The sequence below is a fragment of the Halomonas sp. Ps84H-12 genome, assembly GCF_024124725.1.
Taxonomy (GTDB): domain Bacteria; phylum Pseudomonadota; class Gammaproteobacteria; order Pseudomonadales; family Halomonadaceae; genus Vreelandella; species Vreelandella aquamarina.
The window spans coordinates 34,043-47,670 of sequence record NZ_JAMXSJ010000027.1 but is presented as its reverse complement, the minus strand read 5'-3'; the positions used below and the strand labels follow the sequence as shown (position 1 = coordinate 47,670).

13 protein-coding genes and 1 other RNA gene are annotated in these 13,628 nt (G+C 58.2%); 6 read left to right on the top strand and 8 right to left on the bottom strand.

Annotation, left to right across the window (positions count from 1 at the left end):
* Positions 1–73 precede the first annotated feature (73 nt).
* Together pepP and NH344_RS13390 are read right to left on the bottom strand one after the other, a co-directional pair.
* Positions 74–1,411 (bottom strand): Xaa-Pro aminopeptidase, encoded by a 1,338-nt coding sequence (gene pepP, locus NH344_RS13395; protein WP_253028006.1) that lies wholly within the window; start codon positions 1,409–1,411, stop codon positions 74–76.
* Between the two features lie 29 nt (positions 1,412–1,440).
* Entirely contained in the window at positions 1,441–2,019 is a 579-nt protein-coding gene (locus NH344_RS13390; RefSeq protein ID WP_044628545.1) for a YecA family protein, read from the bottom strand.
* Positions 2,020–2,186: 167 nt separating this feature from the next.
* On the opposite strand from NH344_RS13390, the gene NH344_RS13385 reads away from it, so the two are divergent.
* The 3 genes from NH344_RS13385 to NH344_RS13375 all read left to right on the top strand — a co-directional run bounded on the left by NH344_RS13385 (position 2,187) and on the right by NH344_RS13375 (position 3,379).
* Positions 2,187–2,495, top strand: coding sequence for a cell division protein ZapA (locus NH344_RS13385; protein ID WP_044628546.1), 309 nt, complete (start codon positions 2,187–2,189; stop codon positions 2,493–2,495).
* A gap of 59 nt (positions 2,496–2,554) precedes the next feature.
* Positions 2,555–2,737, top strand: a non-coding RNA gene (gene ssrS / locus NH344_RS13380) — 6S RNA.
* Between the two features lie 6 nt (positions 2,738–2,743).
* Positions 2,744–3,379 carry a 5-formyltetrahydrofolate cyclo-ligase gene (locus NH344_RS13375; RefSeq protein ID WP_228168942.1) on the top strand — a complete coding sequence of 212 codons (636 nt, stop codon included), beginning with the start codon at positions 2,744–2,746 and terminating at the stop codon, positions 3,377–3,379.
* A 405-nt stretch (positions 3,380–3,784) separates the two neighbouring features.
* On the opposite strand, the gene ilvA is transcribed toward NH344_RS13375, so the two are convergent.
* Positions 3,785–5,299 (bottom strand): threonine ammonia-lyase, biosynthetic, encoded by a 1,515-nt coding sequence (gene ilvA / locus NH344_RS13370; RefSeq protein WP_253028005.1) that lies wholly within the window; start codon positions 5,297–5,299, stop codon positions 3,785–3,787.
* Between the two features lie 158 nt (positions 5,300–5,457).
* Between ilvA and rpiA the strand changes: the two genes are divergently transcribed.
* Entirely contained in the window at positions 5,458–6,129 is a 672-nt protein-coding gene (gene rpiA, locus NH344_RS13365) for a ribose-5-phosphate isomerase RpiA (RefSeq protein ID WP_062375153.1), read from the top strand.
* Here rpiA and waaA read toward each other — a convergent pair.
* The 3 genes from waaA to NH344_RS13350 are packed head-to-tail and all read right to left on the bottom strand — an operon-like array spanning position 6,124 to position 9,927.
* Positions 6,124–7,410 carry a lipid IV(A) 3-deoxy-D-manno-octulosonic acid transferase gene (gene waaA, locus NH344_RS13360; protein WP_253028004.1) on the bottom strand — a complete coding sequence of 429 codons (1,287 nt, stop codon included), beginning with the start codon at positions 7,408–7,410 and terminating at the stop codon, positions 6,124–6,126. The genes rpiA and waaA overlap by 6 nt on opposite strands.
* The gene (gene hldE, locus NH344_RS13355; protein ID WP_253028003.1) at positions 7,410–8,840 is read right to left on the bottom strand and encodes a bifunctional D-glycero-beta-D-manno-heptose-7-phosphate kinase/D-glycero-beta-D-manno-heptose 1-phosphate adenylyltransferase HldE; all 1,431 of its coding nucleotides are present in this window, start codon (positions 8,838–8,840) and stop codon (positions 7,410–7,412) included. The genes waaA and hldE overlap by 1 nt, the downstream gene beginning before the upstream one ends.
* On the bottom strand, positions 8,830–9,927 hold the full coding sequence (locus tag NH344_RS13350) for a glycosyltransferase family 9 protein (protein WP_044628552.1): 1,098 nt from the start codon (positions 9,925–9,927) through the stop codon (positions 8,830–8,832). The genes hldE and NH344_RS13350 overlap by 11 nt, the downstream gene beginning before the upstream one ends.
* On the opposite strand from NH344_RS13350, the gene NH344_RS13345 reads away from it, so the two are divergent.
* Positions 9,926–10,669 (top strand): 3-deoxy-D-manno-octulosonic acid kinase, encoded by a 744-nt coding sequence (locus tag NH344_RS13345; RefSeq protein WP_044628553.1) that lies wholly within the window; start codon positions 9,926–9,928, stop codon positions 10,667–10,669. The genes NH344_RS13350 and NH344_RS13345 overlap by 2 nt on opposite strands.
* Here NH344_RS13345 and NH344_RS13340 read toward each other — a convergent pair.
* A complete protein-coding gene (locus NH344_RS13340; protein ID WP_044628554.1) occupies positions 10,651–11,769 on the bottom strand; it encodes a glycosyltransferase family 4 protein in 1,119 nt (372 codons plus the stop codon). The genes NH344_RS13345 and NH344_RS13340 overlap by 19 nt on opposite strands.
* 85 nt (positions 11,770–11,854) lie before the next feature.
* Here NH344_RS13340 and NH344_RS13335 point away from each other — a divergent pair, with 85 nt between their 5' ends.
* On the top strand, positions 11,855–12,922 hold the full coding sequence (locus tag NH344_RS13335; protein WP_044628555.1) for a glycosyltransferase family 9 protein: 1,068 nt from the start codon (positions 11,855–11,857) through the stop codon (positions 12,920–12,922).
* Here NH344_RS13335 and NH344_RS13330 read toward each other — a convergent pair.
* Positions 12,860–13,621, bottom strand: a complete 762-nt coding sequence (locus tag NH344_RS13330) for a glycosyltransferase family 2 protein (protein ID WP_044628556.1) — start codon at positions 13,619–13,621, stop codon at positions 12,860–12,862. The two genes, NH344_RS13335 and NH344_RS13330, sit on opposite strands and share 63 nt — an antisense overlap.
* Positions 13,622–13,628: the final 7 nt, after the last annotated feature.

Genomic DNA, 13,628 nt, shown 5'->3' with positions numbered 1-13,628 from the left:
TTATAAGCACCTTGGCTAAACGTAATTTCGTAACGTAGTTTACATAAACAAAAAAACAGACCGTTTTTGCTGGTTATTTTTTAACCATCAACTGCTCTATTTCGTCTACCTGTTTCGGCACGCCATCAGTGAGAATGTCATGCCCCTGTTCGGTAACCACAACGTTATCTTCAATACGAATGCCAATACCGCGATAGGCAGCGGGAATATCGTCTTCATCAGGGATATAGAGCCCAGGTTCCACGGTAAGCACCATGCCTGGGGCAAGCAGGCGCGGCGTCGCTTCGTCCAAGCGGTAGGTGCCCACATCGTGTACATCCAACCCTAACCAGTGAGAAGTGGAATGGAGGTAAAAGCGCCGATAGCTTTCGTCATCAATGCGCGCCTGAACGTCTCCCTCTAAAAGCCCCAGCTCAATCAGGCCAACCGTAAGGTCATGCACCACGCCCTGATGGATGTCCGCTAGCGTAGCGCCAGGCGCAATGGCATCCACCGCACGCACCTGGGCATCTAACACCACTTGGTAAAGCGCCCGTTGAGCATCATCAAAGCGCCCACTCACCGGGAAGGTGCGCGTGATGTCGCCCGCATAGAGATCAAACTCTGCACCAGCGTCAATCAGTACCAGCGTGTCCTCCTCCAGCACATCACTGTTCTCAATATAGTGCAGTACACAGGCATTGGCGCCGCCGCCCACAATCGTGCCGTAGGCAGGCCCGCTAGCGCCGTGCCACACAAAAGTGTGCTCCAGCTCGGCCTGAAGCTGGTACTCACTTAGCCCGGCTTGGCAGGTGCGCATAGCGCGTACGTGGGCCTGGGCTGAAATGGCTGCTGCGTGACGCAGCAAAGCAATTTCAGCGGGGCTTTTGATGAGGCGCATCTCGTGAATCAGTGGACGGCTATCCAGCCAGCCTTTTAGTGCGGGCTTGCCTCGGCGCATGCCCGCTTGGGCATGGGCAAGCGCCTCTTCAGCGATGCTAACCGCGTCGGGGTTATCCAGCGGCGCATAGAGCAGCTCACGGCCATCCAACAGCTCTGGCAGCAGGTCGTCGCGCTCAGCGTTCTCGAACGCTTGGTCGATACCATGCAGGCTGACAACGCCCTGCGCTCCTAGTCGTCGGCCGGTCCAGGCTTCCATAGTGGGGTCGCGGTCTTGGCAGAACACTACACTTTGCCCTTCAGCGCGGCCTGGTAGCAGTACCAGCAGCGCGTCAGGCTCTTGAATGCCCGTTAGATAGTAGAAGTCGCTCTGCTGGCGAAAAGGGTATTCGCTGTCGTGGGAGCGGGTGACGAGCGACGCCCCAGGCACCACCAGCGCGGCGCTGGTTGGCAGCTGTGCCATCAGCGCTTCTCGGCGCCGACGATACTCGTCTGGTTGAATAGCAGCAGGGCGAGGCAGTGGCGTGAGCATAACGGCTCCTATGCAAGCGTGAAGTGGGTTCAATGAACGGGGGCGTCGGTTTGCTCTACCTGTGGCTTACCCGGGTGCTGTTCGGTGTACAGCAACATGGCCGCCATTCGGGCATGCTCGGTTAAAGCAAACAGGTCGTTCTCGTTTTCCGTGCTATCGTCGATATCGGTCTCCATCTGGCCAAGGCCCTCCAGATCATCAATCGCTTCTTTCAGCGTTTGCGACCAGCGCTCCCGAAGGGTGTCATCGGCCACCTCATCCACTACTTCCATAAAGCCAAGCGTCCACTCTTTCAGCCCTTGGGCCTGCTCTGCCAAAGAGAACAGCTCATCGGGAAGTAATGGCGCGTAGTTCAGGTCGCTGGCGCTCAGCGCTTCTAGGGTTTGACGACGCCAGCCTAGCAGCCGCTCGGCGCTGGCCGGGTCACGGGGTTGCTCTACCCCCAAACTGAGACACACTTCTTCCAGCCACGCCTCGGCCGTCACGTCGCGCAGAGCCAATAAGCCGCACAGCCGTCCATCCAAAAACGCAGGAGACTGCATACTACCGTGAAGTAAAAATACATCCGCTATGTCAGAAAATTCCTGGCGCTCGTCAATCAATGACATGATTCATGCTCGCTTTATACAGTGTAAAGATAAGACCACGAGGATAGGCGGGCGAGCCTGCGCGTTGACCCCGCACAAGCGGCTCTCTTATAGTGAACCCCGTCTATCCTTCCTATGTAGTGATGTTAACGCATCGGGCCCCTTGCTGGCCCGTGCTGGAGCCATTGATGAGTAACGCAAAGCGGCCAACGAAAGAGATCACCCTACTGGGTCGCAGCTATATGATTGCCTGCGACACGGGCGAAGAAGTCCAGCTTGAACGCGCTGCTCGCTATTTGGACCGCGCCATGCACGGCATTCATGCCCAAAGCAGCGTGCTGGGCAGCGAGCGTATCGCGATTATGGCGGCGCTAAATATTACCCACGAGCTGCTGGAAGCGCTGGATGAGCACCGCGCCGGAGAAGCCAACCTCAACCGCTTAAATGATCGGCTTGAGCGAGCACTTGCGGGCACTCGGCCGCGCAAAGAGCCTTAAGCCCTCCAACATCTTCAACCGATACTTTGGCATTAGCGGCGGCTCTGTTAGGATAGCGATGTTCTCTGGGATGTACGCCAGTCGTTATAGTCCCTCGAGCCTATGTGCAGTACCCAGGGGGCCAAATGCTAGCCAGACCCGTGTGCATGTCCGTGCGTCGGAAAGCCTGACGGTTTGGCTGCGGCCACCCACCTGAACCAGTAGGTTCAGGGCCAGAACGACAGCGGCATTCTGGGGAACACTTTGTAATGACCTTCCGCGTTATGACTCACACCTTACCCAACGACAAATCTGCGCTACGTCGCGAACTCAAACGCCGACGCCGCACTCTTACCGCCCAACAGCAAAAGCAGGCTGCCTATACGCTCTGCCAACGTTTGAAAGGCATGCCAGAGCTTCAGCGCGCCAAACGCATTAGCCTCTATTTACCAGTCAACGGGGAAATCGACCCGACGCCGTTAATCCCTTGGTTGCGCCAGCGCCGTGTCACCATCTACTTGCCTGTTCTACGTCCTTTGAGCGATAACCGCCTCTGGTTTGTGGCCTACGGGGAGACAACGCCCATGGTCAAAAATCGCTTTGGCATTGCCGAGCCCTGCCCGCGCTTTGCTGCCCAGCGCCGCAACCGGCTGCCCGCGTGGGCGCTGGACACACTGATTGTACCGTTGGTGGGTTTTGATCAGCAGGCTAACCGTATGGGCATGGGGGGCGGATTTTATGACCGCAGCTTGGCGTTTATGCGTCGACCTGGGCCAGCCCCCGCACTAATTGGTGTGGCCCATGCCTGCCAGCAGGTGGATACACTGCCTGTTGAGCCTTGGGATATCCCTCTCAATGCGGTGGTGAGCGATATTGGCGTCGTTCGACCAACAAAAACGGGCTGATCAAAATGATCAGCCCGTTTTATGTGTTCACCTAGCAGGTATAGCGTTAGCACTTAGTACGCTGCTGTTAACCGTTGGTTAACTCCCCGACAGCGCCTGTGCATATCCAGTGGCTAATACACCCAGTAAAAACACCACTGTTAACGCCATCACCATATCAGGCTTTCTACGCCGCATGCCTCTTCTCCAACGTGTTTAACAGTTGCCAAATGCCCTTAGTGCGTCACCAAGTTTTTCATTTTGAGAAGATGACCCACTTCACTAATTTCGCTCACGACTATAGGGCCATAAGGGGCTCAATGACAACTGCTAATAGCACTATTTTAACCCCTTAATTAAACGTTTTAACAACACCTCTCTGCCTAGCTGCTCTGGCATGCACCGTTAGTAAGCACTTACATAGTGTTACGCCATAAAGAGCCGGTAAGCGGGGTTATCACTCTCTTGCCAATAGCGGTAGCCAATCGCGTCTAAATACTCCGCAACATGGGTACGATCTTCACTGGGCACCTGCATGCCCACCAGAACGCGGCCATAGGCAGCCCCGTGGTTACGGTAGTGAAACAGCGAAATGTTCCAGTCGTGTGGCAGCTGAGTTAAGAAGTTCATCAATGCGCCAGGACGTTCAGGAAACTCGAAGCGGTAAAGCTCCTCTTCAAAACGTTCGCTGGGGCGGCCACCGCTTAAGTGACGAATATGCAGTTTCGCCAACTCGTTATCGGTTAAGTCTTCCACCTGATAACCGCCTTCACGCAGCTTTTCAATCACCGCTTGCCGGTCTTCACCGCCTGGTTTTACCTGAACTCCCACAAAGATATGCGCTTCGCTATCGTCGGCGTAGCGGTAGCTAAACTCTGTGACCATACGCTTGCCCAGCGTGCGGCAGAATTTCTTAAAGCTGCCAGGTTTTTCTGCAATGGTGACGGCCAGAATGGCTTCGCGCTGCTCACCCAACTCGGTGCGCTCGGCAATGTGCTGCAAGCGGTCGAAGTTGGTGTTGGCGCCAGAGTTAATACACAGCAGCGTCTCGCCTTCCGCCCCGGTTTGCTGAACGTATTTTTTGAGACCCGCCAGCGACAGCGCCCCTGATGTTTCTGCCACCGCGCGGGTATCTTCAAAAATGTCTTTGACCGCCGCGCACATCTCATCGGTGTTCACGGTAATGACATCGTCGATCAGGTCACGCACCAGTGAGAACGGCACGTCGCCAATTTGCGCCACGGCCACACCCTCGGCAAACACACCCACTTGGTCTAGCACCACGCGCTCACCTGCATCTAGCGCGGCTTTCAAGCAGGCGCTATCCTCCGCTTCTACACCGATGATTTTGATATCCGGGCGAAGGTACTTCACATAGGCGGCCACTCCGGCAATCAGCCCGCCGCCACCGACGGGGATAAAAATCGCATCTAACCGGCCACTGTGCTGGCGCAGAATCTCAACGCCAATAGTGCCTTGGCCTGCCACAACGTCGATATCGTCAAACGGCGGAATATAGGTGTAGCCGTGCTCTTTGATCAGCTCCTGGGCATGCTCGGCGGCGGCGGCAAAGGCATCACCTTTTAGCACCACTTTCGCGCCACGGGCACGCACCGCCTGCACTTTGATGTCCGGCGTAATGCGCGGCATGACAATCACCGCTTTCACGCCCATCAGCTTAGCCGCCATGGCTAACCCCTGGGCGTGGTTGCCCGCCGAAGCAGCGATCACGCCTTTGGCTTTCTGCTCATCGGTCAACTGGGCCATTTTGTTGTAGGCCCCGCGGATTTTGAACGAGAACACTGGCTGCAAATCTTCGCGTTTAATCAAAATCTGGTTGTTGAAACGACGCGACAAAAAGGGAGCGGAAGAAATAGGCGTCTCGCAAGCGGCTTCATAAACGCGGGCTTGGAGGATCTTTTTGACGGTTGCTTCGAGCATGCTGACATCCCAGAAAAATGACGTGACCCTGACGGGTGCGAACAAAACCTTTATTGGTAGCAGATTACGCCTAGCAACGTCTAGCGGCGTTTCCATCGGCAGCCAGCGATTAGGTCGTTATACTAAGGGCGACTGCCTCTCCTGATACTGGAACCATCATGACACAAGATGAACTAAAAGCTGCCGTGGCGGATGCCGCCATTCGCGAAATAGAGCCTCACCTGGATAAAGACACGGTGCTGGGCATCGGTACCGGCTCGACGGCCAACCTATTTATCGACCGCTTAGGCCCTCTACGCGACCGGTTTAAAGGTGCTGTTGCCAGCTCGGAAGCCAGTGCCGAACGGCTGAAAGGCCTGGGTATCGAGGTGTTTGAACTGAACCATGTGGGCGACGTGCCTTTCTACATCGATGGTGCAGACGAAGTAAATGCTCACTTACATATGATCAAAGGCGGCGGCGCAGCGCTGACCCGTGAAAAGATTGTGGCCGCTTGCGCCAAACGCTTCATCTGTATCGCCGATGGTTCCAAATACGTGGCACAGCTAGGCCGCTTTCCGCTGCCGGTGGAGGTGATTCCCATGGCGCGCTCCTACGTGGCGCGGGAGTTGGTCAAGCTGGGAGCCGAGCCCGTGTATCGCCAAGGGGTGGTGACCGATAACGGCAACCATATCATCGACTGCTTTAATTTTATGATTGATGATCCGGTCGCCATGGAAGCGCGCATTAATGCCATTGTCGGCGTGGTTACCAACGGCCTGTTTGCCGCACGCGGCGCCGACATACTGCTGCTGGGCAAGACTGATGGCGTAGAGCGGACGGCGCTATAAGTAGCGGCCAAGCCCATCCAGGGTGCGCGACAGCGCCCCGCGATGGGCTTCGATCACCGCCTGCCCTGCCTCACCCGCCTGCCGAGCACGCTGAGGGCAAGCGATATACTCTGCTAAGGCGCTTGCAAGCGCTGCTACGGAATCAACCACGGTCAGCGCCTTGGCCGCCAACAGCGGCTCGGCAACATCGCTGAAGTTCTCCAGCGACGGACCACACAGCACGGGCTTACCCAATGCGGCAGGCTCTAACACGTTGTGCCCACCCAGCGGTACCAGGCTGCCGCCCACGTAAGCCACGCTCCCCGCACCGTACAGCACTGACAGCTCGCCTAATGTGTCGCCCAAATACACTTGAGTGGAAGGCGTGACAGGCTGTTGCTGGCTACGGCGACTGACCTCCCAGCCGTCACGCTCACAAAGTTGAGCCACGTCGTCAAAGCGCAGGGGGTGGCGTGGAACAAGCACTAAAAGCGCCTCTGGAAAGTGTTTAAGCAGTTGACGGTGTGCCGACAGCAGTAGCGCCTCTTCCCCTTCACGGGTGGACCCCGCTACCCAAACGGGCCGCCCATCCCATGCCTGTAGTAAGCACTCACTCTCTTTTAGTGCCTTGGTCGGCAAGGGTTGCTCAAACTTCAGCGAACCCACCACGCTGGTAGTGCTAGGCGCGCAGCCCAATGCCTGGAAACGCTCGGCATCCTGTGACGACTTGGCAGCCAGCCACGTCACATTGGCTAAGGCGCTGTGCATCAGCGGGCGAAGACGCTGGTAGCGGGCAAACGCGCGGGGCGATAGTCGGCCGTTGACCACTGCAACAGGCACCGCTTGCCGGTGGCAGGCGTGAAGCAGATTCGGCCACAGCTCAGTTTCAAACAGGATGGCAAGCTCAGGCTGTACGCGGGCCACAAAGCGCTTGGCCGCGCCGGGGAAATCCAGAGGAAGAAAACGGTGGGTAAGACGACGCTGATCGGTAGCGCTCTGCTCTGCGATCAGCGCCAGCGCCTGCTGGGCGCCGGTGGCGGTCATGGTGGTCAGCAACACGCTATGATGAGGAAACCGCGCCAGCAGCCCTTCGATCAGCGGGCGGGCAGCGCGTACCTCGCCTACCGAGGCGCAGTGCAGCCAAATGCGTGGCGCGGGCGGCAGTGGTTCAAGGCGCATCCCCAGCCGCTGGAGCCGCGAGTAAGTGGGTACTTGCTCACGCCAGATGCGCCAGCCAATCAGCGGCGCTAGCCCATACAGCACCGCCGAATAGGCCAATCGCGGCCAGCGGGATAGCGCCATTAACTTTCGCGATCCAGAATCGAGCTGATCATCGCCGAGGTGGACACACCGTCTTCAAAGCCCAGCACTTTCACCTCGCCACCGTTGGCAATCACGGCGCTGCCGCCAGCGATATCCTCGGGGCGGTAGTCGCCGCCTTTAACCAGGATATCCGGCAGTACTTGCTCAATCAGGGCGGCGGGCGTGTCATCACTAAACGGCACGACCCAATCCACCGCGCCGAGCCCGGCCAGTACCTGCATCCGCCGGTTCAGCGGGTTGATGGGGCGCTTTGGTCCTTTTAAGCGACCAATGGAGGCGTCGTCGTTGACCGCCACAATTAGGCGGTCGCCCAGACGCTTGGCCTGCTCTAAGTAACCCACGTGGCCCGCATGCAGAATATCGAAGCAGCCGTTGGTCATCACCACGCGCTCGCCGCGACGCTGCGCGGCGCGCACGGCCTCCACCAATGCTGCCTGCGTAATCACGCCAAATTCGGCCAGCTTGTCGCCGTGCAGCGCGGTGTAGAGTTCGGCAATGGAGAGCGTGGCGGTGCCCGGCTTGGCCACCACTAGGCCCGCGCCGAGGTTCGCCAGCATCATTGCTTCCGGCAGCGAGTGGCCAGCGGCTAGTGCTAGACCCATCAGGCCAATCACGGTATCGCCTGCCCCCGTGACATCAAACACTTCCTGGGCACGGGTGGGCAGGTGCAGTGGTGCTTGGCCTTCACGAATCAGCGTCATGCCCTTCTCACTGCGGGTAATCAGCAGCGCTTCTAACTCAAGTTCAGCACGCAGCGCTTCGCCTCGCTCGGCCAGTATGGCGTCGGTGGCGCATGGGCCCGCCACGGCTTCAAACTCGGTTAAGTTGGGGGTAATCAAGCTGGCCCCCCGGTACTTGGTGAAGTCTTGGCCCTTGGGGTCGATCAGCACTCGCTTGCCGTGGTAGCGAGCCATCTCGATCAGCCGCTCCACTTGGTTGAGCGTGCCCTTGCCGTAGTCCGATAAAATCACCACGTCGCACTCAGGCAGGGCTTGCTCAACCTGTGTCAGCAGGCCGCTAGTATCCACACTGTCGAGGCGCTGCTCAAAGTCCAAGCGCAGCAACTGCTGGTTACGGCTCATCACTCGCAGCTTGGTGATCGTGGGAATCTCGGCACTGCGCTGAAAGTAAGTGCTTACATCAGATGCAGCCAGGCGTTTGGTGAGCAGCTCGGCATTCTCATCCTCGCCCACCACACCCGCCAGTGCCGCATGGCCGCCTAATGACGCCACGTTGAGCGCTACGTTGGCTGCGCCACCGGGGCGGTCGTCGGCATCTTCCACGCGTACCACGGGCACCGGCGCTTCTGGGGAGATCCGCGAGGTGCCGCCGTGCCAGTAGCGGTCGAGCATGACGTCGCCTACCACCAGTACGCGGGCATGTTCCAGGGCGGTTAAATCAACTTTCATCCGAGGGTCCTGTTGTGGTCTGCGCTGCGGTGTGCGCCAACAGCGCGTCTAGCTTGGCAATCACATCGTCAGCCTTGATCAAGTCCATGGCATCGGCATGGCGTACTCGCTGCCCCCAGCTCACCTCGTCCACCGGTTTATGCAGGTAGGTGCGTACCGCATCGGGGTAGGCATTGACGGCAAAATCGCGCCACAAGTAGGGGGCGGCCCGCTGAGGGTTGGTGGTGGCATAGAGGCCAAGCGTCGGCGTGCCCATGGCGTTGCCCATATGCGCAGGACCCGTATCCGGGGCAATCACCGCGCGGGCGTTATCGATCAGCGCCAATACGCCTTTCAACGAGGTGCCGCCAATGGCGTTGATCACACTACCTGACTGGCAGAGCGCTTCGATATGGTCACCCATTTCCCGCTCAAGCGGGCTGCCGCCACCGGTGAGTACGCTCTTAAGACCGTGCTGCACCCACGCGTGTTCAATCACGCTGGCGTAGCCTTCCACGGACCAGTTGCGGAAGTTGCGCAACCGCGCGTTGCTACAAGGGTTGATCACCAAATAAGGCGCATCGCCGCTGATAGCGCGGGCTTCCTCATAGGCCACTGCGGGCACCGCGAGATTCCACTCTAGGCGGTCGTCTTCGACGCCCAGTAAACGGGCGAAGTCCATGAATGACTCCAGCACGTGGGCGTTGGCATGGGGCGCTAGCTGGTGTTGGGTAAACCAGTGCTGGGCGTCCTTGGCACGGGCTTTGTCATAGCCGACGCGCACATTGGCTTTAAGCCCGAGCGAGAGCACGCTGGCGCGAATGGCCTGCTGCATATGCAGCAGCACATCGAAGCGGGTATCCGCCAGTTCGCGCCAGATAGCGCGCATGCCGGAGAGCCCCGTCGATTTGTCGTACACGACGAACTCGACCCCGGAAAGCCCGGCCAGTAAACTGTGCTCCCCCTTGCCGATAATCCAGGTAATGCGCGCGTTCGGCCACTGGCGCTGCAACGCTCGCACCGTGGGCACGAGATTGCACACATCTCCCAGAGCGGAGAGGCGCAAAATAGCAATATGGTTTGGTTGAGCAGGCAGAGAGGGCTTCATGCGCTTAGCGGCACTCCAGCAGAAAAATGGGCTGATTCTACATGATGCAGACAGTTTAAGTGACGCATCCGCATCACACCAACTGTCCTCCCCGACTCACCCACTGAGCACGGCGCTGTTCGAGGCAGATTACTGGCAATCGCGAGGCCTGGTAGTCGGCGAAGCGCCTGGCCGGGGCAGCAGCCTGTTCCTGCAAGCACGCGACCACGAGCAGTGGGTGCTGCGCCCTTACCAGCGCGGTGGGCTCATCGCCAAGGTCAGCAAGCAACGCTATGTCTGGCTGGGGGCAGAGCGCACACGAGCGTTTCGTGAAGTGCGCTTGACCGCCGCGCTGTATGAGCAAGGGCTTCCCGTGCCTCGCCCAGTGGCCTGCTGCGTCACTCGGTTCGGTTTGACCTATGAGGCGGCCCTGCTGACCGTACGCATCCCGGGCGCCCGAGCGCTCGCCTCCTTACTGAGCGCCGAAGAGGCAGACGAGGCGCTGTTGATGCGCGTAGGCGCCATGATCAAGCGGTTTCACCAGGCAGGGCTCGATCATGTGGATCTCAACGCCCGCAATATTCTGGTGGATGAGGCTGGCAAGCCCTGGCTCATCGATCTCGACCGCTGCCGACTGCGCCCGCCGGGCAAATGGCAAGCGGGCAACTTGCAGCGGCTGGAACGGTCTGTGGTGAAGTTTGCCCCTAGCCAAGTGGAAAATCTGATGGCGCCGCTTTACGCAGGCTATGCCGACACTGAGTAGATCTCCATTAAGCGCTTCACGTGCTGCTTGTTACTGAAGTGCTCCTCGACTCGCCGCCGCGCGGCAAGCCCCATGGCCTTTCGTGTGGCCGCATCACGAATCAGGTTATCCATAGCCTCTCGCCAGGCGGGCACATCAAACGGCCCTACCAGCACGCCAGCATCAGCACTGAGCAGCTCCGGCAGCGACCCGGTATTCGAGCCAATAATAGGCATCCCGCAGGCCATGGATTCGATAATGGTGAGGCCAAAGGCTTCGTTCTCTGACGGAATGCACACCACGTCTAACACCGGCAAAATATCCGTGAGGTCACTGCGATGCCCTAAAAAGGTGATTTTATCTGCCAACGGGTTACCCGCGATAAGGCGCTGCAGCTCAGCATAAAACGCTTCCACACCTCCGGAGGCATAGTCTGTGCCACCAATTGAGAGCGCATAGAAGTTAAGCGATGGGTCTAATTCCAACAGCGCTTTCACCCATATGTCCTGGCCTTTACCCGGTGTGACGCGCCCTGGCAACCCAATCATCACCGCATCCGCCGGAACATCCAGCGCTTCGCGTTTGGCCGCAATGGCAGCAGAGTCACTCGTGGGCTGGTACTTCTCGATATCGACCCCGTGGGGCAAGCAAACCACACGCTCCTGGGAAAGCGGTAAATTGCGGACATTACGCTGATGCGTTGCTTGGCTGATAGAGAGCACAAGATCCACACTGCCATAGGCAACACGATGATAAGGGCTTTTTTTGGGGCGCTGCCCACCCACGTGATCAGTGTAAATTATTCTTAGTTTTGGTAGCAGTGCTTTTAACAGCGTGGTGAGGCGTAAATCACTGGATTTATGGCAGTGAATAACAGAGATATTCTGTTCGATCAGCCAGCGGCGTATGGAGAATACGTGGGAGAGCGCCTGGCTGTTGCTAGCAAAGGCCTTATAAGGAATCCCATTGCGCTGCATATAGGTGGCTACCTTGGTATCTTTCAGGCAGATGCCGAAGACTTCCCACCCTTCTGACTGCAGGTCTTCAATAATACGGTCTACGTATAACTCCATCCCGCCTTTGCCATCTGAAAGACACAGTTGCAGTACCTTATTTGCCATCGTATTCCCTACCCAGCCGCGCACCGTTAAACAATCAATACAATCTCTTGTAGTATACAGGCTGCTATTAACGGGGCCTAAAATCATGGCGCAGAAACTGCTTGTCGTGCGTAACGATAAAATCGGCGATTTTATGCTGGCGTGGCCAGCTTTGGCGTGTTTGAAACAGGCATCGCCTGCGCCCCACGTGACGGTACTGGTGCCTGCCTATACGGCCCCGTTAGCCAATGCGTGCCCATGGGTGGACGAGGTCATTATCGACCCTGGCAGCCAGGCCGATAAAGCGGCGCAGCAGGCGCTATTGTTTCACGTGAAACAATCGAAATTCGATGCACTGCTAACGCTGTTCTCGACACCGCGCATTGGTTGGCTAGGCATGAAAGCAGGCATTCCGCTGCGCGTTGCCCCGGCGACCAAGTGGGCGCAGGTGTTCTATAACGTACGGGTACGCCAGCGCCGCTCGCAATCAGCAAAGCCGGAGTACCAGTACAACGTCGATTTGGCCTGTGAACTGCTGGCTCGCCTTTCGCTAACGCTTTCCACCCTGCCCTCGCCCCCCTTCTGGCCGATGGATTTCGCGCAGCGTTATGAACAGCGACAAACGTTGGTCAACGACGCTTCAGAGCGCGTGGTGGTGGTTCATCCTGGCAGCGGCGGCTCGGCTGTGAATCTATCGGTAGCGCAGTACGCAGCGCTGATCACTCAAGTGCACCAGCAGTGCCAGCACCTACCACTACGCTGGCTGATCAGCGCTGGCCCCAGTGAGCAGCCCCAGGCACAAGAGTTGAGGGAGCAGCTTGCCACAAATGGTGTTGTAGCAGACCACTTCCCCGACACCGCAGGTGTCGACGACTTTGCCCTACAGCTTGGCGGAGCGGATATGCTGATTGCCGGCTCAACCGGGCCGCTGCATATCGCAGGCTGCCTGGACATTGCCACGGCGGGGTTTTATCCGGCCAAGCGCTCAGCCACGCCGCTGCGCTGGCAAACCTGCAACCGGGCGGAAAAGCGCCTGGCGTTTAGCCCGCCTTCAGGCGCTGACACACAGGACATGACTGCCATCGATCTCGACGCGGCAGCCCACCAGATCTCAGCGCTGCTTCTCGGAGGTCTGCGTACGAACCCAGAGATCCGCGTACTTAGCGAAGGTTGAGTGAGCGGACAGCAGGGCTAACAACAGCCCCTGCTTGCCATCTTTAAACCCCGCCTTAAGCACATACATTTTGAGAAAGCAGGCCAGCCCGTGGCTAATGCCCTGCCACAGCGTGGCCGTTTTCCCCTGTGCGGCGCGCTGCTCTGCCCAGGCCTGGGCGTAATGCGCAGATTTTTCAAGATAGTGGCGCAGGTCGCGGTAGGTGTAGTGCAGCAGGTCGCCGGATAACGGCTTTTCGGCAAGGCCTGCGTCGACGACCAGCTTCTCGTGCACCAACGCGGCGTTATACCCTGCCTGACCTTTCGGGTAAAGACGCAGCACGCGGTCTGGGTACCAGCCAGAGTGGCGAATAAAGCGGCCAAAGCACCACGACAGGCGGCTCACGCTATAGGCAGCAGGCGGCTGCTGAACAGCATCTTTAATGCTGTCGCGCAGTTCAGGCGTTACGCGCTCATCAGCATCAACCATCAAAATCCACTCACTGCTTGCCAGGGCTTCCGCCCTCTGGCGCTGAATACCAAAGCCTTGCCAATCGGCATTAACGCTCACATGGTCGGTAAATTCACGCGCAATCGCGCAGGTGTCATCCTGGCTACCCGCATCCAGCACCACGATTTCGTCGGCCCAGGTCAGCGTTTCCAGGCACTCACGTAAATGGTGCGCTTCGTTTTTGACTATTAACACAGCGGAAATAGACACGGTTCAC